The following is a 22,576-nucleotide window of genomic DNA, read 5'->3' as shown; positions in this document are numbered from 1 at the left end:
GAGCAACCACCCTTACTCTGCAGCCGGAGCTGGAGTTTTGGTGGCGCCGAACGCACCGAAACGCGACTTGAACTTGTCGACGCGACCGCCAACGTCCAGAGTCTTTTGCTTACCGGTGTAGAACGGGTGGCACTCGTTGCAAACGTCTAGGCTCAATGGCTTGGCCAGGTTGGAACGGGTGTGGATGACGTTGCCGCAGCTGCAGGTCGCAACGACGTCTTCGTAAACTGGATGGATATCAGCTTTCATCGGTATTTCCTCAGGCTAGCGTGCCGCCACCCAACACTATTGTTGAATACCGCACGGAATTAGGCCGCGCATATTAACAGACAATGCAAATCACGCAAGCGAACGCTGATGCCGGTCGTCTGCTAAGATCGCGGCCTTGGTCATACTCCGTAACAGGAAATCCCCCGCGTGCCCGACGCCATTCTGCGCCTCGCCTTGCCCTCGCCTCTGCGTCGCCTGTTCGACTACCGTGCTCCCGCCGGCGTTGCGCGCAGTGCCTTGCAGCCAGGCATGCGTCTTCGGGTGCCGTTCGGTCGCCGGGAGATGATCGGCATTCTGGTGGAGATCACTGATCACAGCGAAGTCCCTGCCGACAAACTGAAACCGGCCATCGCCGTGCTGGACAGCGAAGCCCCGTTGCCTCCAGCCCTCTTCAAGCTGTGCCTGTGGACGGCGCAGTATTACCAGCACAGCCTGGGCGACACCTTGAGCTGGGCATTGCCGGTGTTGCTGCGCCAGGGCGAGCCGGCCGAGGCGCGTCAGGAGCGCTTCTGGCAGATTGCGAACGGGGCCAGCGTCGATGATCCGCGCATCGCCCGCGCCCCGAAACAGAAAGAAGCGCTGAAAACATTGGCGCAGCATCCCCATGGTGTTGCTCATCAGCTGCTGAGCAAGCTGATGCTGAACCGGGACAGCCTGAACCTGCTGCTGGCCAAAGAGCTGGTCACGGTAGAAGTGCGCGGCCATGCACCCGTGGCGCGACATGAACACTGGCTCGCCCAGCCTGAGTTGCCCCTCAATACCGAGCAGCGCGCCGCCTTTGAAGCCATACGTTCCGGTTTCGGCAGTTTTCATGCTTCGTTGTTGGCGGGAGTGACGGGCAGCGGCAAGACCGAGGTCTATCTGCAATTGATCCGGGAGACGCTTGAAGCCGGCAAGCAGGCGCTGGTGCTGATCCCGGAGATCAATCTCGGCCCGCAGACGCTGGCCCGGTTCGAACAACGCTTCAACGCGCGCATCGCCTTGCTGCACTCGGCGGTCAACGACCGTGATCGCCTGGATGCCTGGCTGGCGGCGCGCGATGGCGAGGCGGACATCATCATCGGCACACGCTCGGCGCTGTTCACGCCCATGAAGAACCCTGGCCTGATCATCATCGACGAAGAGCACGATGGCTCCTATAAACAGCAGGAAGGCCTGCGTTATCACGCCAGGGATCTGGCCCTGGTCCGCGCGCGTCAGGAAGACATCCCGATCGTGCTGGGTTCGGCCACACCTTCACTGGAAAGCCTGCACAACGCCTACACCGGCCGCTACGCTCTCCTGCGTCTGAGCCAGCGCGCCGGTGGCGCGCAGCAACCCCGATTCCTGCGCCTGGATGTGAAAAGTCGTCCACTGGACAGCGGCATTTCCGGCCCCATGCAGCAAGCCATCGGACAGACACTGGCGGCCGGGCAGCAGGTGCTGGTGTTTCTCAATAGGCGTGGGTTCGCCCCAACCCTGCTCTGTCACGACTGTGGCTGGCTATCGGAATGCAACCGCTGCGATGCGCGCATGACGGTCCATCAACGCTCCGGCGAGCTGCGCTGTCATCACTGCGGGCATGTCGAGCGCGTACCGCGTAACTGTCCGGCCTGCGGCAAGGTCGACCTGCGCCCTGTCGGTGCAGGAACCGAGCGCGCCGAAGAGCGTCTGGCGATTCTGTTTCCGGACTACCCCGTGTTGCGCGTCGACCGCGACAGCACGTCGCGCAAGGACGCGATGAATCAGCTGTTCGCCACGATTCAGAAGGGCCATCCGTGCATTCTGGTGGGCACGCAGATGCTCGCCAAAGGGCATCACTTTCCACGGGTGACCCTGGTGTCGATTCTGGATGCGGACGGCGGGCTGTTTTCCGGAGACTTCCGCGCCAGCGAGCGCATGGCGCAATTGATCGTGCAAGTCGCAGGGCGTGCCGGGCGGGCGGAAGAGCCGGGTAAGGTGATCATTCAGACGCACCTGGCCGATCATCCGCTGCTGATCCAGCTCACTGAACAGGGTTACTTCGCCTTTGCCGAGCAGGCCCTGAGCGAACGTCGCGCTGCAGGTCTTCCGCCGTTTTCACATTTGGCGCTGTTGCGTGCCGAGGCGCATAAGCCGGGGCAAGCTGAAGGTTTTCTCGACGATGCCTGTAGGGAGGCGGAGCATCTATTGAAGGAAATGGCACTGGGCGGGATTGAACTGTTAGGCCCGGTTCCGGCTCCGATGGAGCGTCGAGCGGGGCGCTATCGCGCTCAGCTTTTGGTACAGGCCAACGCTCGCGCGCCGTTGCACAAGCTACTGGCGACCTGGATGCTGGCACTGGAGAACATGCCCAGCGGGCGCCAGGTAAGGTGGTCGCTGGATGTGGACCCGGTGGATTTGTATTGATGCTGCCGAACCTGTAGGAGCGCACCCGCCCGCGATGGCGGTGCGTCAGTGACCAGAGATGCCCAAGGTGCGGACGCAACCTCGGGCAAGCGCGCTCCTACAAAGAAGGGCGTCCGCGCGTCCAGATTCACGCCCCGTTTCACAACCGCGCATCCAGCGCGGTTGGCAAGGTGGCTCCGGCAACGGATAATGCCCAGTTTTTCCACCCGCGCATCGAAGCGCTGCCGCGCTTGCGGTCGAAAGAGAGCACCATGAAAGACACCATCCGCCAGCTGATCCAACAAGCTCTGAGCCAACTCGTCACCGAAGGCGTCTTGCCGGAAGGGCTGACGCCGGCGATTCAGGTGGAAAACGCCAAGGACAAGAAAAACGGCGACTTCGCCAGCAATATCGCCATGATGCTGGCCAAGCCCGCAGGCATGAAACCCCGCGATCTGGCCGAGAAAATCGTCGCTGCCCTGCCTGCCGATGAGCAGATCAGCAAGGTCGACATCGCCGGTCCAGGCTTCCTCAACTTCTTCCAGAATACCCAAGCCCTGGCGTCGCGCCTTGACGCTGCCCTGGCCGACGCCACGCTGTCGGTGCGCAAGAATGGTCCCGCCCAGCGCGTGGTGGTCGACCTGTCCGCGCCGAACCTGGCCAAAGAAATGCACGTCGGCCACCTGCGCTCGACCATCATCGGGGATGGCGTTGCCAGCGTTCTGGAGTTCCTCGGCGATACCGTGATTCGTCAGAACCACGTCGGAGACTGGGGCACTCAGTTCGGTATGCTGCTGGCCTATCTGCAGGAAACCCCGGCGACCAGCGACGAACTGTCAGACCTGGAAAACTTCTACCGCGCCGCCAAAGGCCGCTTCGACGAGTCCGAAGAGTTCGCCGAGCGCGCTCGCGGTCTGGTGGTCAAGCTGCAGGCGGGCGACCCTGAATGTCTGAAGTTGTGGACCCGCTTCAAGGACATTTCCCTGTCGCACTGTCAGCAAGTGTACGAGCGCCTGAACGTCAAGCTGACGCCGAAAGACGTCATGGGTGAAAGCGCCTACAACGATGACCTCGCCAATGTCGTGGCCGACCTGAAGAAAGCCGGTCTGCTGGTAGAGAGCAACGGCGCACAGTGCGTGTTCCTCGATGAGTTCAAGACCGCCGAAGGCACGCCTCTGCCGGTCATCGTACAAAAAGCCGGTGGCGGCTACCTCTACGCCACCACTGACCTGGCGGCCGTGCGTTATCGCAGCAATGTATTAAAAGCCGACCGCGCGCTGTATTTCGTCGATCAACGTCAGGCCCTGCACTTCCAGCAGGTGTTCGAAGTCGCCCGTCGCGCTGGTTTCGTCACCAACAACATGCAAATGGAGCACATGGGCTTCGGCACCATGAACGGCGCCGATGGCCGCCCGTTCAAGACTCGCGATGGCGGCACCGTCAAGCTGGTCGATCTGCTGGACGAAGCCGAAGAGCGCGCCTACGTGCTGGTCAAGGAGAAGAACCCGGAAGTCGCTGAAGACGAACTGCGCAGCATCGCCAAGGCCGTGGGCATCAGCGCGGTGAAGTACGCCGACCTGTCCAAGCACCGCGCCAGCGACTACAGCTTCAACTTCGATCAGATGCTGAGTTTCGAAGGCAATACAGCGCCCTATCTGCTTTATGCCTACACCCGCGTGGCCGGCATATTCCGCAAGCTGGGCGAGGCGTTCGATGAGACCAAGGGTCAGATCATCCTCGAAGCACCACAGGAACAGGATCTGGCAGCGCGTCTGGCGCAGTTCGGCGAAACGGTGAACAACGTCGCCGAAAAGGGCACACCACATGTGCTTTGCGCCTATCTGTACGATCTGGCCGGGCTGTTTTCCAGCTTTTACGAAAACTGCCCGATCCTGAGCGCGGAAAACCCCGAGCAACAACAAAGTCGTCTGCGCCTCGCGCATTTGACTGGTCGCACCCTCAAGCAAGGCCTGCAACTGCTGGGTCTGGAAACTCTGGAGCGTATGTAAGTTGGCAGTCAAAAAGAAACCTGCTCCCAAGCGCGGCGCCAGCCGGTACCAGGCACCCGCGAAGAAGCCGATTCCGGGATGGGTATGGCTGGCAATCGGCCTGTCCGTCGGCGCTTTCGTCGTTTTCCTGATGAAGCTCGAACCCGGCAGTGGCGATGACATCAAGAGGGTCAAGGCCGATGCCAAGGCGGCAAAAATCGCCGAGGCGAACAAGACGCCGCCGAGCCCGACCGCTCCGGTGAAACCAAAGTACGATTTCTACACACTGCTGCCTGAGTCGGAAGTGATCGTGCCGAACGAAGCCGTGCCGGAGAAGACGCCGCCGTCAGTGGCTGCGCCAACGACGCCCGTCAGCCCCGAGCAGGCGGCGAAGATCGACACGGCCCGCGCCCAGGCAGCCCTCAGCGGCCTGACGCCTCCGCCACCGCCGCCGGTTGCCAAACCCGCACCGGTGACGACGTTCTTCCTGCAGGCGGGTTCGTTCCGCAAGCAGACCGACGCGGACAAGGTGCGTGCGCAGATCATTCTGCTGGGGCAAGCGGCGACGGTTGAATCCGGCACCGTGAAGGACGAAACCTGGTACCGCGTGCTGGTTGGCCCGTTCAGCAACCGCGAGCAGCTGACGACGGCGCAGAAGCAACTGGCGGGCGGTGGTTTCAGTAACCTTTTGTTGCAACAGCGTCAGGCTCGCTAGGGTCGGGCAGCCGACGGAGGACATGTGGGAGTGAGCGTGCTCACCAGGAGGCCAGTACAGTCGCTACACCTGCAGCGTCTGGAAATCAGCCTTCGTGAGCAAGCTCACTCCCACAGTTTTTTTGTTTCAGTCGCCAACATGTGCCGGGCGCAGTGAAGCCCCGCCATTCATCCCCCAACCCATCCGGCAGTTGAAATAGCCGCCCCCACCCCCATATGAGTTTCCATCAGGGCATTTTCGCCCATAGCGTGGAGACTCTCCCCTTGACCACCATCGTTTCAGTACGCCGCCAAGGCAAAGTCGTCATGGCGGGTGACGGCCAGGTTTCCCTGGGCAATACCGTCATGAAAGGTAACGCCAAGAAAGTCCGCCGTCTTTATCACGGCCAGGTGATAGCTGGTTTCGCAGGTGCCACCGCTGACGCCTTTACCCTGTTCGAACGTTTTGAAGCCCAGCTGGAAAAACACCAGGGGCACTTGGTTCGCGCGGCGGTCGAGCTGGCGAAGGACTGGCGTACCGATCGCTCCCTGAGCCGCCTGGAGGCCATGCTGGCAGTCGCCAACAAAGACGCCTCCCTGATCATCACCGGCAATGGCGACGTCGTTGAGCCCGAAGACGGCCTGATTGCCATGGGTTCCGGTGGCGCATTCGCCCAGGCCGCAGCTCGCGCCCTGCTGCTGAAAACGGAATTGTCGGCACGGGAAATCGCCGAGACGGCACTGCATATCGCTGGCGACATCTGCGTATTCACCAACCACAACATCACCATTGAGGAGCAGGACCTCGCCGAATGAGTCCTGCCACAGGCCGCAATTCATCGCGACCTGTACTCACTCAAGCCCGAGGACCGTTGAAAACCATGTCCATGACTCCCCGTGAAATCGTCCACGAACTCAATCGCCATATCATCGGCCAGGACGATGCCAAACGCGCCGTCGCCATCGCGCTACGTAACCGCTGGCGCCGGATGCAGCTGCCTGAAGAGCTGCGCGTCGAAGTCACCCCGAAAAACATTCTGATGATCGGACCGACCGGTGTCGGTAAAACCGAGATCGCCCGTCGTCTGGCCAAACTCGCCAATGCGCCGTTCATAAAGGTCGAAGCCACCAAATTTACCGAAGTCGGTTATGTGGGCCGCGACGTCGAGTCGATCATTCGTGACCTGGCCGACGCGGCGATGAAGCTGCTGCGCGAACAGGAAATGACCAAGGTGCGCCATCGCGCCGAAGACGCTGCCGAAGACCGCATTCTCGATGCGCTGCTGCCACCGGCGCGTGTCGGCTTCAACGAAGATGCCGCGTCGAGCAACGACTCCAACACCCGTCAGCTGTTCCGCAAGCGCCTGCGCGAAGGTCAACTGGACGACAAGGAAATCGAGATCGAAGTGGCGGAGATGGGCGGTGTCGATATCTCCGCGCCGCCTGGCATGGAAGAGATGACCAACCAGCTGCAGAGCCTTTTCGCCAACATGGGCAAGGGCAAGAAGAAGAGCCGCAAGCTCAAGGTCAAGGACGCGCTGAAGATGGTCCGCGACGAAGAGGCGAGCCGTCTGGTCAATGACGAAGAGCTTAAAGCCAAGGCGCTCGAAGCGGTCGAGCAGCACGGCATCGTGTTCATCGACGAGATCGACAAAGTCGCTAAACGTGGCAACGTCGGCGGCGCCGATGTTTCTCGCGAGGGCGTCCAGCGCGACCTGCTGCCGCTGATCGAAGGCTGCACGGTGAATACCAAGCTGGGCATGGTCAAGACCGACCACATCCTGTTCATCGCTTCCGGCGCGTTCCATTTGAGCAAGCCGAGCGATCTGGTGCCTGAACTGCAAGGTCGCCTGCCGATTCGCGTCGAGCTCAAAGCCCTGAGCCCTCAGGATTTCGAACGCATCCTCAGCGAGCCCCATGCGTCGCTGACCGAGCAATATCGCGAGCTGCTGAAAACCGAAGGCCTGAACATCGAGTTCTTGCCCGAAGGCATCAAGCGCTTGGCCGAGATCGCGTGGCAGGTCAACGAAAAAACCGAGAACATCGGTGCCCGTCGTCTGCATACGCTGCTGGAACGCTTGCTGGAAGAAGTGTCTTTCAGCGCAGGCGACCTGGCCGGTGCACAGGACGGCGGCACGATCCAGATCGACGCGGCGTACGTCAACAGCCACTTGGGCGAGTTGGCGGAAGACGAAGATTTGTCTCGTTACATTCTCTGACCTGTAGGTGATTCTATGTGGGGGTGAGGTGTTCACGAATGCTGATGTCCAGCCGCTAGAGATGCAGCGACTGTATTAGCCTCTTCGTGAGCAAGCTCACTCCCACAGGTTATTCATTGACTGACACACCGCATTCGTCCGATCGCGGCCCGCAGCAAGCCGGCTCCTACAATGTTCAGCGCAAGGCCTATCTGATGAGTCGAATCCCTTCTGCCATCCAGCTTCACAAAGCCTCGAAAATCCTTACGCTGAAATACGGCCCTGGTGAGGAATATCACCTGCCCGCCGAATTTCTTCGCGTGCATTCGCCGTCCGCCGAGGTTCAGGGCCACGGCAAGCCGATCCTGCAATTCGGCAAGCTGGGCGTCGGCTTGACCAAGATAGAACCGGCCGGTCAGTACGCACTGAAACTGACCTTCGACGATGGTCATGACAGCGGATTGTTCACGTGGGAGTACCTCGAGCAACTGGCACAGCGCCAGGAGCAACTGTGGGACGACTACCTTGCTGAACTCAAAGCCGCCGGCAAATCCCGCGACCCTTCCGAGCAAGTCGTTCGACTCATGCTTTAAGCCGCCGCTCTAGCTGGCGCCTTGGTTACCGGCTAGCGTTTTTAGGACGCGCTTTCTAATTCCATCTGCTTCAATGTCCCGTGCAGCGGTCAATGACTGGCCCTGCTTGCGATTTTTTTTAAATCTCGCGTAACCAATGATTCTGGCAAGCCATCTGCATCGGAGTTGTTGCACAAGCCTGTCGGTGTGAACGCAGCAGTCGCATGTCGCGCCATGAATTTTGGTGCCATGTAAAAGGAGCGCTCACACCCGTTGTGTTAGTCATTGGTCACCCGAGAGCAGTACTGGCGTTCGTCCGTGGTGTGTTTTCACAGCGATGCCAGTGCTCGTCTCAAGACAACGGAGCGTCGTAGATGAGTAACAAGAGTAATGATGATCTGCCGCGTCAAGCCTCTGAACACACCTTGGGGTTGAACCCTGTCGTTGGCTTGCGGCGCAAGGATTTGCTCACCACGGCACGCACGGTATTGACCCAGGCCATCAAACAACCCTTTCACAGCGCCAAACACGTGGCTCATTTCGGGCTGGAACTGAAAAACGTCCTGCTCGGCAAATCCACACTGGTCCCCGATAACGACGACCGCCGTTTCGTCGATCCGGCCTGGAGCCAGAACCCGCTCTACCGTCGTTACCTGCAGACTTACCTGGCCTGGCGCAAGGAGCTGCACAGCTGGATCGACGACAGCAACCTCTCCGATCAGGACATCAGCCGCGGGCATTTCGTGATCAATCTCATGACCGAAGCCATGTCGCCCACCAATGGCGCGGCAAACCCGGCGGCGGTCAAACGCTTCTTCGAAACAGGCGGCAAAAGCATTCTCGACGGCCTGTCGCATCTGGCAAAGGATCTGGTGAACAACGGCGGGCTGCCGAGCCAGGTCAACATGGACGCCTTCGAAGTCGGCAAGAACCTGGGCACCACCGAAGGCGCCGTGGTGTTTCGCAACGACTTGCTGGAGCTGATCCAGTACAAGCCGATCACCGAGCAGGTTTTCGAGCGGCCGTTGTTGGTGGTGCCACCGCAGATCAACAAGTTCTACGTTTTCGATCTCAGTCAGGAGAAAAGCCTGGCGCGCTTCTGTCTGCGCAACAACGTGCAGACATTCATCATCAGTTGGCGCAACCCGACCAAGGCCCAGCGTGAGTGGGGCCTGTCGACCTATATCGATGCGGTGAAGGAAGCCGTGAATGTGGTCTGCACGATCACCGGCAGCAAAGACGTGAACATGCTCGGCGCCTGCTCCGGAGGCATCACCTGCACCGCACTGATGGGGCACTATGCCGCCTTGGGCGAGCAGAAGGTCAATGCCCTTACCCTGCTGGTGAGCGTGCTCGATACCACGCTCGATACCCAGATCGCGCTGTTCGTCGATGAACAGACCCTGGAGTCGGCCAAGCGCCACTCGTATCAGGCGGGCGTGCTCGAAGGCAAGGACATGGCCAAGGTCTTCGCCTGGATGCGCCCCAACGATCTGATCTGGAATTACTGGGTCAACAATTATCTGCTGGGCAACGAGCCGCCTGTGTTCGACATCCTGTTCTGGAACAACGACACCACCCGTCTGCCTGCGGCGTTTCACGGTGACTTGATCGAGATGTTCAAGAACAACCCGCTGGTTCGCCCCAATGCACTGGAGGTCAGCGGTACGCCGATCGATCTCAAGCAGGTCAAAAGTGACATCTTCTGTCTTGCCGGCAGCAACGATCACATCACGCCATGGGTGTCGTGCTACAAGTCAGCACGGCTGTTCGGCGGCAAGACCGAATTCGTGCTGTCCAACAGCGGGCATATCCAGAGCATCCTCAACCCGCCGGGCAACCCAAAGGCGCGCTACATGACCAACCCGGACATGCCGGATGACGCCAGCAGATGGCAGGAAGACGCGACCAAGCACACCGATTCCTGGTGGTTGCACTGGCATGCCTGGCAGGGCGAGCGTTCGGGCAAACTGAAAAAATCCCCCGCTACACTGGGTAACAAGGCGTATCCGGCGGGTGAGGCTTCGCCGGGGACGTATGTGCATGAGCGTTGATTGCGCGTGAAGAGATTGACCCCATGTGGGAGTGAGCTTGCTCACGAAAGCGGACTTTCAGACCCTGTATCCGGTGTGACTGAACTCGATCTTCGTGAGCATGCTCACCCCCACAGGGAACCGTATTTTCAGGGGACCGCCCCCACCTGATATCGCGCCGCCCAGGATGCAGTCACCGGCGTATAACCAACAGGGCTTCGCGCATGCCGCAACCGTTCGTATTTCGCACCATCGATCTGGATGGTCACAACATCCGCACCGCAGTGCGCCCCGGCAAGAGTCATCTCACGCCGCTGCTGATCTTCAACGGCATCGGCGCCAACCTGGAGCTGGTGTTTCCCTTCGTCGACGCGCTGGACCCGGACCTTGAAGTCATCGCCTTCGACGTACCCGGCGTCGGTGGCTCGTCGACCCCGAGCCGCCCGTATCGCTTCCCCGGCTTGGCCAAGCTGGCAGCGCGGATGCTCGACTATCTGGATTATGGCCAGGTCAACGCAATCGGCGTGTCATGGGGCGGCGCGCTGGCTCAGCAATTCGCTTACGACTATCCCGAGCGCTGCAAAAAACTCGTCCTCGCGGCCACGGCGGCGGGCGCAGTGATGGTGCCCGGCAAACCCAAAGTGCTGTGGATGATGGCAAGCCCCCGACGCTACATTCAGCCTTCCCACGTGATTCGTATCGCCCCGGAGATCTACGGCGGCGCGTTCCGGCGTGATCCACATCTGGCGGCCAATCACGCCGCCAAAGTCCGATCGTCCGGCAAACTGGGCTACTACTGGCAGCTGTTCGCAGGCCTGGGCTGGACCAGCATCCACTGGCTGCACAAGATCCGCCAGCCAACTCTGGTGCTGGCCGGTGATGACGACCCATTGATCCCGCTGATCAATATGCGACTACTGGCCTGGCGTATCCCCAATGCCCAGCTACACATAATCGACGATGGTCACTTGTTTTTGATCACCCGGGCCGAGGCCGTCGCGCCCATCATCATGAAGTTCCTTGCACAAGAACGGCAGCGCGCCGTCATGCATCCTCAACCTGCACCGATCGTGCGAAAACTCTGAAGGACTGGCTGGGGTTTCGCTGCAATCGAGAAGTCGCTTCACCGACTGCGTTATCGGCGGGATGCCAAGACGTAGAACGGCGCACCACGACAGGTAATGAGGGGGTGCGCAGGTTTATTTGCTGATGGCCTGACGAAGGAGTGTTGATCCATGCGAGACAAACCGGCGAAGCATATCTATCCGACGCCAGCGACCTACATCAACGCGCAAAGTGCGATTACCGGCCTGCGCAGTCGTGATCTGTTGTCGACCTTGCGCACAGTGGCCCTGCAAGGTCTCAAACATCCGGTCTACACGGCTCGTCATGCGCTTGCCCTTGGCGGCCAATTGGGTCGAGTGATGCTGGGCGAGACGCCCCATCAGCCGCATCCCCATGATTCGCGCTTCAGCGACCCGACCTGGAGCCACAATCCGCTGTACCGTCGCGGCTTGCAGGCTTACCTGAGTTGGCAGCATCAGGTGCGCGACTGGATCGACCACAGCGACCTGCCCGAAGACGACCGCTCCCGCGCACAATTCATCTTCTCCCTGCTCAACGACGCGCTGGCCCCGACCAACACCCTGTTCAACCCGCTGGCCGTCAAAGAGCTGTTCAACACCGGTGGCAGCAGCGTGGTGAAGGGTCTGAGCCACATGCTAGATGACTTCATGCACAACAATGGCCTGCCGAGCCAGACCACCAAGGATGCCTTCGAGATCGGTCGCACCCTGGCTGTAACGCCCGGTGCCGTGGTGTTTCGCAACGAGCTGCTGGAGCTGATCCAGTACTCGCCGATGAGCGAAAAGCAGTACGCGCGCCCGCTGCTGATCGTGCCGCCGCAGATCAACAAGTTCTACATTTTCGACCTCAGCCCGAGCAATAGCTTCGTCCAGTACGCCCTGAAAAATGGCCTGCAGACCTTCATCATCAGCTGGCGCAATCCGGATGTCCGTCATCGGGAATGGGGGCTTTCCAGCTACGTGCAGGCGACCGAAGAAGCGATGAATGTGTGTCGAGCGATCACCGGCGCGCGCGAGGTCAACCTGGTGGGCGCCTGCGCGGGCGGCCTGACCATCGCCGCGTTGCAGGGCCACCTGCAGGCCAAGCGGCAACTGCGTCGGGTGTCCAGCGCGAGCTATCTGGTGAGCCTGCTGGACAGCCAGATAGAAAGTCCGGCAACGCTGTTCATTGACGAACAGACGCTGGAGTCGGCCAAGCGCCGATCCTATCAGCGCGGTGTGCTGGACGGCGGCGAGCTGGCCAAGGTCTTCGCCTGGATGCGCCCCAACGACCTGATCTGGACCTACTGGGTCAACAACTACCTGCTGGGCAAGGCGCCGCCGCCATTCGATATTCTTTACTGGAACAACGACAGCACGCGCCTGCCCGCAGCTTTGCATGGCGATCTGCTGGATTTCTTCAAACACAATCCGCTGACCCATCCCGGCGGCCTGGAAGTGTGCGGCACGCCGATCGATCTGCAGAAGGTCACTGTGGACAGCTTCAGCGTGGCCGGCATCAACGACCACATCACGCCGTGGGACGTGGTCTACCGCTCGGCGTTGCTGCTGGGCGGCGACCGGCGCTTTCTGCTGGCCAACAGCGGCCATGTGCAAAGCATTCTCTGCCCGCCGGGCAACCCGAAAGCCAATTTCGTCGAGAACGGCAAACTGAGCAGCGACCCACGGGCCTGGTTCTACGACGCGCAACGTACCGACGGCAGCTGGTGGCCAAGCTGGCTGAGCTGGATTCAGGAACGCTCGGGCACCCAACGCGCAACCCTGCCAGCAGTGGGCAACCAGAACTACCCGCCGATGGAAGCGGCGCCGGGGACGTATGTGCGAGTGAGGTGAGCACAGCTCTGACTCGATATCTGCTTACCGGACATGATTTACCTGCAGGAGCGCTTGCCCTTGCCCGCAATCGCGGCTGACCAGAAGCAACAACGTGTTCTGACACGACGCTATCGCGGGCAAGCGCGCGTCTACACACAACTGCATTTCACGCTGAATTAACCTGACACACCCACCAAGAAAACCGGATGAAGACTCGCGACCGCATACTCGAATGCGCTTTGCTGCTGTTCAATCAGCAAGGTGAGCCCAACGTCTCGACATTGGAAATTGCCAACGAACTGGAGATCAGCCCCGGCAATCTCTACTACCACTTCCACGGCAAGGAGCCGTTGGTGATGGAGCTGTTCGAGCGCTTTCAGAACGAACTCGGGCCCCTGCTCGACCCGCCGGCCGATGCCCGTCTGGATGCCGAGGATTACTGGTTGTTCCTGCACCTGATCGTCGAACGCCTGTCCTATTATCGTTTCCTGTTTCAGGACCTCTCGAACCTCGCCAGCCGCTTGCCCAGGCTGGCGCGCGGCATTCGTCATCTGCTCAACTCGATCAAACGCACCCTCGCCTCATTGCTGGCACGCCTGAAGGCCGAGGGCCAGGTCACCAGTGACACTCAGGCGCTGGGGCAATTGGTCGAACAGATCACCATGACCTTGCTGTTCTCCCTGGATTACCAACGCATTCTCGCCCGCGAAGGCGAAACCCGCGTAGTGGTTTACCAGATCATGATGCTCGTCGCTCCTCACCTGAAACCGGGTGCGCGGCACGCGGCTGAGCAGTTGGCTTTGCATTATCTTGAGGACTGAACCGGAGTGGCTTGACGCTCGTTTTGTAGGAGCGCGCTTGCCCGCGATTTGTTGGCCATAGGCAACGATATGTTCTGCTGCGCCGCTTATCGCGGGCAAGCGGGCTCCTACAGACAAGCCGTATCGGCTCTTCTAAAAACAAAAAACCCGACCTGCTCTCACAGATCGGGCTTGGCCCCTGCCAGCCGAAAATCAGGACTGACTGGAAGGTGCCGGCGCGCTGGAGTTGGTCGACGCCCCAGTTGGAGCGGCAGGTGCCGGTGCAGCGCTCGCGGCAGGTGCCGAAGTAGAGGCCGTTGCCGGTTTGGTGGTTGTGGTGGGCTTCGCTGCAACAGGCTTTTTGGCTGCCGCTGGCTTCTTCGCTGCAGCGGGTTTCGCGGCTGGCTTGGTGGCAGGTTTGGCCGCTGCTGCGGGTTTGGCCGCCGACTTGGCGGCCGGTTTGGCTGCGGCCTTGGGCGCTGGTTTGGCAGCAGGTTTCGCAGCGACACTTTTCGCTTTGGCCGCTGTAGAGGCTGCTGCTTTCGACGCCGCAGCTACCGGTTTGGTCGCGGCCTTGGCGACCGCCGGTTTGGCCGCCGCGGTTTTGCTGGCTGCAGTGCTCGCTGCCTTGGCAACCGGTTTGGCTGCCGCTTTGGCCAGTGGCTTGGCGGTTGCTTTTGCTACCGGCTTAGCCGCGGGTTTGACCGCTACGGTTTTCGACACCGGCGCGACCGAGGCGCCTGTCAGTTTCTCGATTTGTTTGGTCAGCAGATCGACCTTGCTATGCAGGGCTTTGACTTCGTTGCGACTCGGCACACCGAGCCGGGAGATCGCGCTGTTCAGGCGCTTGTCGAAAGCCCCTTCCAGTTCGCCCCATTTGCCCAGCGCCAGATCCTTCACGTCACCGACGCGGGACTTGGTGGAAGTCTTGGCCGTATCGACAGACTTGCCAACGGAGGCCTTGGTTTCCTTCTCGGCCTTTTCACCATCCTTCACCAGCGTTTCGAAAAGCTTACTGCCGTCATTGCTGATCTTCGAGTAAGCGCCTAAACCAGCCAGCCAGATCTGGCGGGAGTATTTCTCCACGCCACCAATCCAGGAGCTGCCTTCTTTTACGGATTTCTTCTTACCAGCCATCCCGCTCTCCTTATTGTTTACGCGCGACACGTTCAAGCAATGCCGTCAGCTCATCGAGCTTAGCAGACAGTGTTTCAACATCATGTTTAGACGGAATGCCGATGCGATTCAAGGCGCTGGCCACGCGACGGTCGAACGCAGTCTCGATTTTGTCGATCTGTACCTCAACGCGCCCCTTGGCCTTGCTCACTTCGCCCTTGACCTCGCCCTTGACCGAATCGATCTCGCTGTTGGCCGCCTCGACTTTTTCGTCGATGACTTTCCTTGCTTTCTTTTCAGTCTGCTCGCCTGTCTTGATCAGGTCTTTGATGTATTCGGCCCCTTCCTGCCCGGCCTTCACGTAAGCCCCCAAGCCCGCGAGCCAGATCTTGCGCGCGTAGAGGCGAACTTCCGAAAAGGTCTTCGCTTCTTCGGCGTCGATTTTTTTCCTGAGAATCACTTTGGCCATGGTGCACCTCACGCTCGAAAGGGATAAGAGGAACCGCCCCGGAATGGGGCATGGCACAAAGTAGAGGGAAAAATTAGAAAGCTCACCCTAGGTTGGGTGGCTGCGCGCAGGTTATTGAGGCTGGAGCAGATCCCTGTGGGAGTGAGCTTGCGCACGAAGGCGCCAGGTCAGTCAGCACCTAAGGCAACTGATAAATCCCATTCGTGAGCCAGCTCACTCCCCAGGGGATGATGAAAGTCTTGATTACGCAGCCAGCGCCTTGTCCAGCTGCCGCTCGACCTCGGACTGAATGGTGCTGCTCATCGCCGAGAGGAAGAAATTCAGTTCGATGTCCACTCGCACCAGCGCATCTTCGACCTGAACGGTGCCTTTGGCGCCTTTGCCTTCCAGTGACACAGTGTCACCCTCCCAGCTGTGCTCGATGCCATATTTGTCACCCAGCTTCTCGGCCAGCAACTCGGCTTTCTCGCGGGCCTTGTCCTTACCCAATGCGTGCGGGCGTTCTACGGTAATTCGGGCCATTGAGGGGCTCCTTCATCGAGGTAAATCGTCGGGCCACTATACCAGCGGCGCTCGGTGAAGAAACTGTTGGCGGTGAGCCTTGTCAAGACAAAGCCAGCCCCGACGATTAGAATGGCCGCACTTTATTCCGGTGACAGCGATATGAACGATCCGCGCAAAGGCAGCGATGCCGAACCCACCACCCACTTCGGCTACAAAACCGTTGCGGAAAGCCAGAAGGCCGAGAAAGTCGCCGAGGTTTTCCATTCCGTTGCCGCCAAGTACGACCTGATGAACGACGTGCTGTCCGGTGGCATGCACCGCCTCTGGAAGCGCTTCACCATCGAGCTTTCCGGTGTGCGCACCGGCAACCGAGTGCTGGACATCGCCGGCGGTACGGGCGATCTGGCGAAGAAATTTTCTCATCTGGTCGGCCCGACCGGTGAAGTCGTGCTCGCCGACATCAACGCTTCGATGCTCAAGGTCGGTCGCGACCGCCTGCTCGATCGCGGTGTGGCTGGCAATATCAAATTCGTGCAGGCAGATGCTGAGAAGCTGCCGTTCCCGGACAACCATTTCGACTGCGTGACCATCGCTTTCGGTCTGCGCAATGTGACTCACAAGGAGGACGCCATTCGCTCGATGCTGCGCGTTCTCAAGCCCGGCGGCCGTCTGCTGGTACTGGAGTTCTCCAAGCCGACCAACAAGGTCATGTCCAAGGTGTACGACGCTTACTCGTTCGCGTTCATGCCGCTGGCAGGCAAGCTGATCACCAATGACTCGGAAAGCTATCGCTACCTGGCCGAGTCGATCCGCATGCACCCTGATCAGGAAACCCTGAAGTCGATGATGGTAGAAGCCGGCTTTGACCGCGTGACCTATCACAACATGACTTCCGGCATCGTCGCCCTGCACCGCGGTATCAAGCCCTGATGCTGATCAGCGGCTTGCTCGCCAGCGCCGAGCACGGCATCAATCGAGTGCTGCGGATGGACAGCACCGCCTTGCCACGCCTTGATCGGCTGAGCGGCAAGGTGATTGCGGTCGAGTGCACCAGCCCGGCGTTTCATCTGTACATCCTGCCCAGCGATGAGGGCTTGATGCTGGCCACTCGCTGGGAAGCAGGCGCTGACGTGACGCTGCGCGCGCCGGCCGCGAGCCTGATGCGCCTGGCGTTGAGCAAGGACAAGAACGCTGTGCTGCACAGCCCGGACGTCGAGCTGGATGGCGAAAGCGCTGTGTTGCTGGAGCTGGTAAGCGTGCTGCAGGATCTGGATCTGGACTGGGAGTACGAGCTGCAACGCTGGCTCGGCCCGGTGGCCACGCCGCTGATTGGTGGCCATCTGCGTAACAGCGCACGCTGGACCCGCGACAGTTTCGCCAGCCTCAGCCACAACCTGGCCGAATACCTGGCCGAAGAATCTCGCACGCTGGTCGGCAAACGCGAGGCACAAGCCCGCTTCGCCGAACTGGATCAGACCAAACAAGACCTGGAACGCCTCGAAGCCCGCTTCGAGCGTCTGGCCCAATCCCTCAAATCCAGCGATAACGCATGAGCCTGCTTGCCGTCCGCCGCCTGTTTCGCATCCAGCGTGTCGTAATCCGTTACCGCCTCGATGATCTGCTGTTCGCCCTGCCCCTGCCCTGGTGGTTGCTTGCCGTGCGCTTCGTGCTGCCATGGCGATGGATCCCGCGCCGCAAGAGTGAGCTGACCCGAGGCGCGCGTCTGCGTCTGGCGTTGCAGGACCTGGGGCCGATCTTCATCAAGTTCGGCCAGTTGCTTTCAACCCGGCGGGATCTTTTGCCGGAAGATATCGCCGACGAGCTGATGATGCTGCAGGACCGCGTTCCGCCGTTCGAGTCCGAGAAGGCCATCGCGCTGATCGAGTCGCAACTGGGCGCGAAGATCAGCGATGTGTTCAGCCGCTTCGACGTCGCTCCGTTGGCTTCTGCGTCGGTGGCGCAGGTTCACGCCGCGCAACTGAAGACCGGTGAAGAAGTGGTCGTCAAAGTCGTGCGCCCTGGCCTGAAGCCGATCATCGGCTCAGACCTCGCCTGGCTGTTCATCCTCGCGAAAATCGCCGAGCGTCTGTCAGCCGATGCCCGCCTGCTGCATCCGGTGGATGTGGTCGCCGATTACGAGAAGACCATCTACGACGAACTCGACCTGTTGCGCGAAGCGGCCAACTCCAGCCAGCTGCGCCGCAACTTCGAAGGCTCGTCCATGCTGTATGTACCCCAGGTCTATTGGGACTGGTGCCGCCCGAAGGTGTTGGTGATGGAGCGCATCTACGGCGTTCAGGTCACGGATCTGGCGACCCTGGCCGATCAACGCACCGACATGAAAAAACTCGCCGAACGCGGTGTGGAGCTGTTCTTTACCCAGGTGTTCCGCGACAGCTTCTTCCACGCCGACATGCACCCCGGCAATATTTTCGTCAGCACGGTCGCACCGTGGGATCCGCAATACATCGCCATCGACTGCGGCATCGTCGGCAGCCTGACCCCTGAAGACCAGGACTATCTGGCGCGCAACCTGTTCGCCTTCTTCAAGCGTGATTACCGCCGTGTGGCGCAGTTGCACATCGATTCGGGATGGGTGCCGGCGGAAACCAAGCTCAATGAGTTCGAAGCCGCGATCCGTACCGTGTGCGAACCCATTTTCGAGAAGCCGCTCAAGGACATTTCCTTCGGTCAGGTACTGATGCGCCTGTTCCAGACCGCGCGCCGCTTCAATATGGAAGTGCAGCCGCAGCTGGTGCTATTGCAGAAAACTCTGCTCAACATCGAGGGCCTGGGCCGTCAGCTCTACCCGGAGCTGGACCTGTGGAGTACCGCGCAGCCGTTTCTGGAGCGCTGGATGCGTGAGCGCGTCAGCCCCAAGACGTTGATCGGCAATCTGCAATCCCAGGTCGAGCAGATTCCGCATCTGGCCAACATGACCCGTGACCTGCTCGAACGTCTATCGCAGCCGCACACTTACGACCGCCCGCCGCCGTACTCGCACCAAAAGAGCGATCATTGGGCTTTGCGCCTGATCGGCGCCGGGTTGCTGGCCGGCGGGGTAATCCTGGCCACTGCCCATACTCAGTCGGGCGCCGAGCTAATGGCGATCAGTGCCTGGCCCGCGCTGCTGATGCTGGTCGCGGGGCTCTATCTGGTCGTTCGCCGATAGCCATCGGCGGTTGCCGCTGGCACACTAACCCATCCACACATCGGCCGGAGCCGACGATGAAAGACTGGCTGGACGAGATTAAATGGGATAGCGACAGTTTGGTCCCGGCGATTGCGCAGGATCACAAAACCGGGCGCGTCCTGATGATGGCCTGGATGAATCGCGAAGCCCTGAGCCTGACCGCTGCCGAAAATCGTGCCATCTACTGGTCGCGTTCGCGTGGCAAACTGTGGCGTAAAGGCGAAGAATCAGGCCACGTGCAGAAGCTTCACGAACTGCGCCTTGACTGCGACGCCGACGTCATCATCCTGATGGTCGAGCAGATCGGCGGCATCGCCTGCCATACCGGCCGCGAAAGCTGCTTCTACCGTGTCTACGACGACGCGGGCTGGAAAACCGTGGACCCGGTGCTGAAAGACCCGGACGCCATTTATCAAGCAGGACACTGAACATGACTGATACCTTGTCTCGCCTGGCTCAGGTGCTCGAAGAGCGCAAAGGCGCGGCTGCCGACTCCTCCTACGTCGCCAGCCTCTATCACAAGGGGCTGAACAAGATTCTGGAGAAGGTCGGCGAAGAGTCGGTCGAAACCATCATCGCCGCCAAGGACGCCGCCATCAGTGGTGACTGCAGCGATGTCATCTACGAAACAGCGGACTTGTGGTTCCATAGCCTGGTGATGCTCGCCGCGCTTGGCCAACATCCACAAACCGTACTCGATGAACTGGACCGCCGTTTCGGGCTGTCCGGCCACGCCGAAAAAGCTGCTCGCTCGGCGGACTAAATACCGGGCCAGAGGGCCCCGAATTTCTTGTGAGGAACGTGTCATGGGCATTTTTGACTGGAAACACTGGATCGTCATTCTTGTGGTCGTCGTACTGATTTTCGGCACCAAGAAGCTCAAGAACCTGGGCACTGACGTGGGCGAGTCAATCAAGGGCTTTCGCAAGGCCATGAACGATGACGAGAAAGGCCCGGAACAACCGCCTGTGCAACCGCAGCCGACCGCGCAGCCGACGCCACCGACCCAGCCGCTGCATCAGCCGCACACCATCGACGGCACTGCACAGAAAGTCGAAGAGCCCATCCGCAAAGACTAGGTCGTGACGCATGTTTGGTATCAGCTTCTCTGAACTGCTGCTCGTCGGTCTCGTGGCCCTGCTGGTGCTGGGTCCTGAGCGCCTGCCGGGCGCAGCGCGTACTGCCGGGCTTTGGGTCGGGCGTCTGAAACGCAGCTTCAATGCGATCAAACAGGAAGTTGAGCGCGAAATCGGCGCCGATGAAATTCGTCGCCAATTGCATAACGAACACATTCTTTCGCTGGAAGAAGAAGCGCGCAAAATCATGCAGCCGCAGCAACTGCATCAACCGCCGCAGCCCCCGGCCCCTCCGGTGGTGCAGCCTACGGTTCAGCCTGTCGCTGAAACGTCTGCGACCAGCGAGCCAACAACGCCTGTGATGGGCGCTGCGCCCTCGCCAGGCCCAAGCGCGGATATCGGCCCTGCGGCGCCAGCAGAAAGCGCCTCGGTCACGCCGCCAGCTGCTCACGCCGAGCACGCCCAGCCTGCCGCGACGCCAGCGCGGGCCCCGCTGACCACGCCTGCCACTGCGGTGCAGAGCGCGCCTTCCGCCAATGATCCGACACAGCCCCCACGAGCCCCATGAGCGAAATTCCGGAAAACGACCAGCAAATGCCGCTGGTCTCGCACCTCACTGAACTGCGCTCGCGTCTGCTGCGTTGTGTGCTGGCGATCTTCGTGATCTTCGGCGCGTTGTTCTACTTCACGCAGAAGATCTACACCTTCGTCTCGGCGCCCCTGCGCAAGTTTTTGCCTGAAGGCGCAACGATGATCGCCACTGACGTCGCCTCGCCGTTCATCACGCCATTCAAGCTGACCATGATGGTCGCGTTGTTCCTGGCGATGCCGGTGATTCTGTATCAGATCTGGGGCTTTATCGCACCGGGCCTGTACAAGCACGAGAAGCGCGTGGCGGTGCCGTTGCTGATTTCCAGCATCATTCTGTTCTACGCCGGGATGGCATTCGCCTACTTCCTCGTGTTCCCGCTGATTTTCCACTTCTTCGCCAGCGTCACCCCGGAAGGCGTGTCGATGATGACCGACATTGCCAGTTATCTGGATTTCGTCATGACGTTGTTCCTGGCGTTTGGCGTCGCCTTTGAAATCCCGGTGGCGGTCGTCCTGCTGGTGTGGATCGGCATCGTCGATGTGAAATACCTGAAGAAGATTCGCCCGTATGTGGTGATTGGCTGCTTCGTGGTCGGCATGATCCTCACACCGCCCGACATCTTCTCGCAGACCTTGCTGGCGGTACCAATGTGGCTGTTGTTTGAAATCGGCGTGCTGTGCAGTTCGATGGTGACCAGGCGCGGCGACCACGAAGACGACGAGAAGGCCGAAGACGAGCAGGACCAGCCGCCAGCGACCCAGCCGTGAATCTGCTGCTACTGGAAGAAGCCGACTTCATTTCGGCTGACCGGGTGATCCTGCGTGACCGGCGCCTCAAGCACATGCAAGAGGTGCATCGCTCGGAGGTCGGCGACAGCTTGCGCGTCGGTCGCGTGGGCGGGCTGCTCGGCAAAGCGCAGTTGCTGCGGCTTGAGCCCCGTGAAGCCGAACTCTCGGTAAGTTTCGATCGCGAGCCTCCCGCCAAGCTGGCGCTGACACTGGTCCTGGCCCTGCCCCGCCCGAAGATGCTGCGCCGGGTGTTTCAGACCGTCGCCACCATGGGCGTGCCCAGGGTCATTCTGGTCAACAGTTATCGCGTCGAAAAAAGCTTCTGGCAGACACCTTTTCTGCAGCCCGCCGCTATTCGCGAGCAGTTGATTCTGGGACTGGAGCAGGCGCGGGACAGTGTGCTGCCGGAGGTCATCATCGAGAAACGCTTCAAGCCATTCGTCGAAGATCGCCTGCCAGCTCTCGTTGAGGGGACACTCGGGCTGGTTGGGCATCCGGGCGATTATCCATTGTGCCCGCGTGCGGTCGAGCAGTCGGTGACGTTGGCCATTGGCCCGGAAGGCGGCTGGATACCCTACGAAGTGGACCTGCTGCGTGAGGCTGGCCTGAACCCCGTTCAGCTCGGTGACCGCATCCTGCGTGTCGAAACAGCCGTTACCGCCCTCCTGGCCCGATTGTTCTGAAACTCTCCTGCACCACGGGTTGGCTGGCGAATGCGGCGTATCGGAGCCGTTGATGACCTCTGAACTACCGCATTCGCTGCCGTCGTAACCTCCGACGTCTCCTACACGAATCGCGTCAAGCCCAAGAAGTGCGAACGCCGCTGAACCTGTGGGAGCTTCTGGAGCTGTGCGACAGTGGCGAATGCGGTCTTTCAGGCGTCGTTGAGCTGACTGAATGCTCGCGTTCGCTGCCGTCGTAACCTCCGACGTCTCCTACAAGGATCGCGTCAAGCCCAAGAAGTGCGAACGCCGCTTAACCTGTTGGAGCTGCTGGAGCTGTGCGACAGTGGCGAATGCGGTGTATCGCAGCCATTGC

At 60.4% G+C, this 22,576-nt stretch carries 23 protein-coding genes; 19 read left to right on the top strand and 4 right to left on the bottom strand.

What is annotated here, in order from left to right:
• Positions 1 to 12 precede the first annotated feature (12 nt).
• Positions 13 to 249 (bottom strand): 50S ribosomal protein L31, encoded by a 237-nt coding sequence (gene rpmE, locus CE491_RS24540; protein ID WP_110950924.1) that lies wholly within the window; start codon positions 247 to 249, stop codon positions 13 to 15.
• A gap of 168 nt (positions 250 to 417) precedes the next feature.
• On the opposite strand from rpmE, the gene CE491_RS24535 reads away from it, so the two are divergent.
• The 10 genes from CE491_RS24535 (at position 418) to CE491_RS24490 (ending at position 13,821) form a co-directional block, all read left to right on the top strand.
• A complete protein-coding gene (locus CE491_RS24535; protein WP_110950923.1) occupies positions 418 to 2,637 on the top strand; it encodes a primosomal protein N' in 2,220 nt (739 codons plus the stop codon).
• Between the two features lie 251 nt (positions 2,638 to 2,888).
• Complete coding sequence (gene argS / locus CE491_RS24530; protein ID WP_110950922.1) at positions 2,889 to 4,625, top strand: arginine--tRNA ligase; 1,737 nt, start codon at positions 2,889 to 2,891, stop codon at positions 4,623 to 4,625.
• A gap of 1 nt (position 4,626) precedes the next feature.
• The gene (locus tag CE491_RS24525; protein ID WP_110950921.1) at positions 4,627 to 5,319 is read left to right on the top strand and encodes an SPOR domain-containing protein; all 693 of its coding nucleotides are present in this window, start codon (positions 4,627 to 4,629) and stop codon (positions 5,317 to 5,319) included.
• 263 nt (positions 5,320 to 5,582) lie between these two features.
• Entirely contained in the window at positions 5,583 to 6,113 is a 531-nt protein-coding gene (gene hslV, locus CE491_RS24520; protein ID WP_037016051.1) for an ATP-dependent protease subunit HslV, read from the top strand.
• Between the two features lie 65 nt (positions 6,114 to 6,178).
• Positions 6,179 to 7,516 carry an ATP-dependent protease ATPase subunit HslU gene (hslU, locus tag CE491_RS24515; protein ID WP_110950920.1) on the top strand — a complete coding sequence of 446 codons (1,338 nt, stop codon included), beginning with the start codon at positions 6,179 to 6,181 and terminating at the stop codon, positions 7,514 to 7,516.
• A gap of 194 nt (positions 7,517 to 7,710) precedes the next feature.
• Positions 7,711 to 8,088 carry a gamma-butyrobetaine hydroxylase-like domain-containing protein gene (locus CE491_RS24510; RefSeq protein WP_110951121.1) on the top strand — a complete coding sequence of 126 codons (378 nt, stop codon included), beginning with the start codon at positions 7,711 to 7,713 and terminating at the stop codon, positions 8,086 to 8,088.
• A 353-nt stretch (positions 8,089 to 8,441) separates the two neighbouring features.
• Positions 8,442 to 10,121 (top strand): class II poly(R)-hydroxyalkanoic acid synthase, encoded by a 1,680-nt coding sequence (gene phaC, locus CE491_RS24505; protein WP_110950919.1) that lies wholly within the window; start codon positions 8,442 to 8,444, stop codon positions 10,119 to 10,121.
• A gap of 203 nt (positions 10,122 to 10,324) precedes the next feature.
• Positions 10,325 to 11,185: a poly(3-hydroxyalkanoate) depolymerase gene (gene phaZ, locus CE491_RS24500; RefSeq protein WP_110950918.1), complete on the top strand. Its 861-nt coding sequence runs from the start codon at positions 10,325 to 10,327 to the stop codon at positions 11,183 to 11,185.
• Positions 11,186 to 11,335: 150 nt separating this feature from the next.
• Positions 11,336 to 13,018, top strand: coding sequence for a class II poly(R)-hydroxyalkanoic acid synthase (gene phaC / locus CE491_RS24495; protein ID WP_110950917.1), 1,683 nt, complete (start codon positions 11,336 to 11,338; stop codon positions 13,016 to 13,018).
• A 188-nt stretch (positions 13,019 to 13,206) separates the two neighbouring features.
• Positions 13,207 to 13,821 carry a TetR/AcrR family transcriptional regulator gene (locus tag CE491_RS24490; protein ID WP_110950916.1) on the top strand — a complete coding sequence of 205 codons (615 nt, stop codon included), beginning with the start codon at positions 13,207 to 13,209 and terminating at the stop codon, positions 13,819 to 13,821.
• A 192-nt stretch (positions 13,822 to 14,013) separates the two neighbouring features.
• Here the strand turns inward: CE491_RS24490 and CE491_RS24485 are convergent, their stop codons facing one another.
• The 3 genes from CE491_RS24485 to CE491_RS24475 form a co-directional block, all read right to left on the bottom strand.
• On the bottom strand, positions 14,014 to 14,937 hold the full coding sequence (locus CE491_RS24485; RefSeq protein WP_110950915.1) for a phasin family protein: 924 nt from the start codon (positions 14,935 to 14,937) through the stop codon (positions 14,014 to 14,016).
• A gap of 10 nt (positions 14,938 to 14,947) precedes the next feature.
• On the bottom strand, positions 14,948 to 15,385 hold the full coding sequence (locus CE491_RS24480) for a phasin family protein (protein ID WP_110950914.1): 438 nt from the start codon (positions 15,383 to 15,385) through the stop codon (positions 14,948 to 14,950).
• A 243-nt stretch (positions 15,386 to 15,628) separates the two neighbouring features.
• Positions 15,629 to 15,907, bottom strand: a complete 279-nt coding sequence (locus CE491_RS24475; protein ID WP_110950913.1) for a polyhydroxyalkanoic acid system family protein — start codon at positions 15,905 to 15,907, stop codon at positions 15,629 to 15,631.
• A gap of 141 nt (positions 15,908 to 16,048) precedes the next feature.
• On the opposite strand from CE491_RS24475, the gene ubiE reads away from it, so the two are divergent.
• Genes ubiE through CE491_RS24430 form a run of 9 tightly spaced genes read left to right on the top strand, consistent with a single transcriptional unit; the run spans position 16,049 to position 22,221 of the window.
• Positions 16,049 to 16,819: a bifunctional demethylmenaquinone methyltransferase/2-methoxy-6-polyprenyl-1,4-benzoquinol methylase UbiE gene (gene ubiE / locus CE491_RS24470; RefSeq protein ID WP_110951120.1), complete on the top strand. Its 771-nt coding sequence runs from the start codon at positions 16,049 to 16,051 to the stop codon at positions 16,817 to 16,819.
• On the top strand, positions 16,819 to 17,442 hold the full coding sequence (locus CE491_RS24465; protein WP_110950912.1) for a ubiquinone biosynthesis accessory factor UbiJ: 624 nt from the start codon (positions 16,819 to 16,821) through the stop codon (positions 17,440 to 17,442). Before ubiE ends, CE491_RS24465 begins: the two co-directional genes overlap by 1 nt.
• Positions 17,439 to 19,061 carry a ubiquinone biosynthesis regulatory protein kinase UbiB gene (gene ubiB / locus CE491_RS24460; protein WP_110950911.1) on the top strand — a complete coding sequence of 541 codons (1,623 nt, stop codon included), beginning with the start codon at positions 17,439 to 17,441 and terminating at the stop codon, positions 19,059 to 19,061. The genes CE491_RS24465 and ubiB overlap by 4 nt, the downstream gene beginning before the upstream one ends.
• 56 nt (positions 19,062 to 19,117) lie before the next feature.
• Positions 19,118 to 19,510 carry a phosphoribosyl-AMP cyclohydrolase gene (gene hisI / locus CE491_RS24455; RefSeq protein WP_110950910.1) on the top strand — a complete coding sequence of 131 codons (393 nt, stop codon included), beginning with the start codon at positions 19,118 to 19,120 and terminating at the stop codon, positions 19,508 to 19,510.
• A gap of 2 nt (positions 19,511 to 19,512) precedes the next feature.
• Entirely contained in the window at positions 19,513 to 19,845 is a 333-nt protein-coding gene (locus tag CE491_RS24450; RefSeq protein ID WP_110950909.1) for a phosphoribosyl-ATP diphosphatase, read from the top strand.
• Between the two features lie 43 nt (positions 19,846 to 19,888).
• Positions 19,889 to 20,161, top strand: a complete 273-nt coding sequence (locus CE491_RS24445; RefSeq protein WP_110950908.1) for a twin-arginine translocase TatA/TatE family subunit — start codon at positions 19,889 to 19,891, stop codon at positions 20,159 to 20,161.
• 10 nt (positions 20,162 to 20,171) lie between these two features.
• A complete protein-coding gene (gene tatB / locus CE491_RS24440; RefSeq protein WP_110950907.1) occupies positions 20,172 to 20,726 on the top strand; it encodes a Sec-independent protein translocase protein TatB in 555 nt (184 codons plus the stop codon).
• The gene (gene tatC / locus CE491_RS24435; RefSeq protein WP_110950906.1) at positions 20,723 to 21,517 is read left to right on the top strand and encodes a twin-arginine translocase subunit TatC; all 795 of its coding nucleotides are present in this window, start codon (positions 20,723 to 20,725) and stop codon (positions 21,515 to 21,517) included. Before tatB ends, tatC begins: the two co-directional genes overlap by 4 nt.
• On the top strand, positions 21,514 to 22,221 hold the full coding sequence (locus tag CE491_RS24430; RefSeq protein WP_110950905.1) for a 16S rRNA (uracil(1498)-N(3))-methyltransferase: 708 nt from the start codon (positions 21,514 to 21,516) through the stop codon (positions 22,219 to 22,221). The genes tatC and CE491_RS24430 overlap by 4 nt, the downstream gene beginning before the upstream one ends.
• Positions 22,222 to 22,576 lie beyond the last annotated feature (355 nt).

Source organism: Pseudomonas bohemica, assembly GCF_002934685.1.
GTDB classification, from domain to species: domain Bacteria; phylum Pseudomonadota; class Gammaproteobacteria; order Pseudomonadales; family Pseudomonadaceae; genus Aquipseudomonas; species Aquipseudomonas bohemica.
Note: the sequence above shows the minus strand (reverse complement) of the source record. Positions and strands in the feature narration are given on the sequence as shown.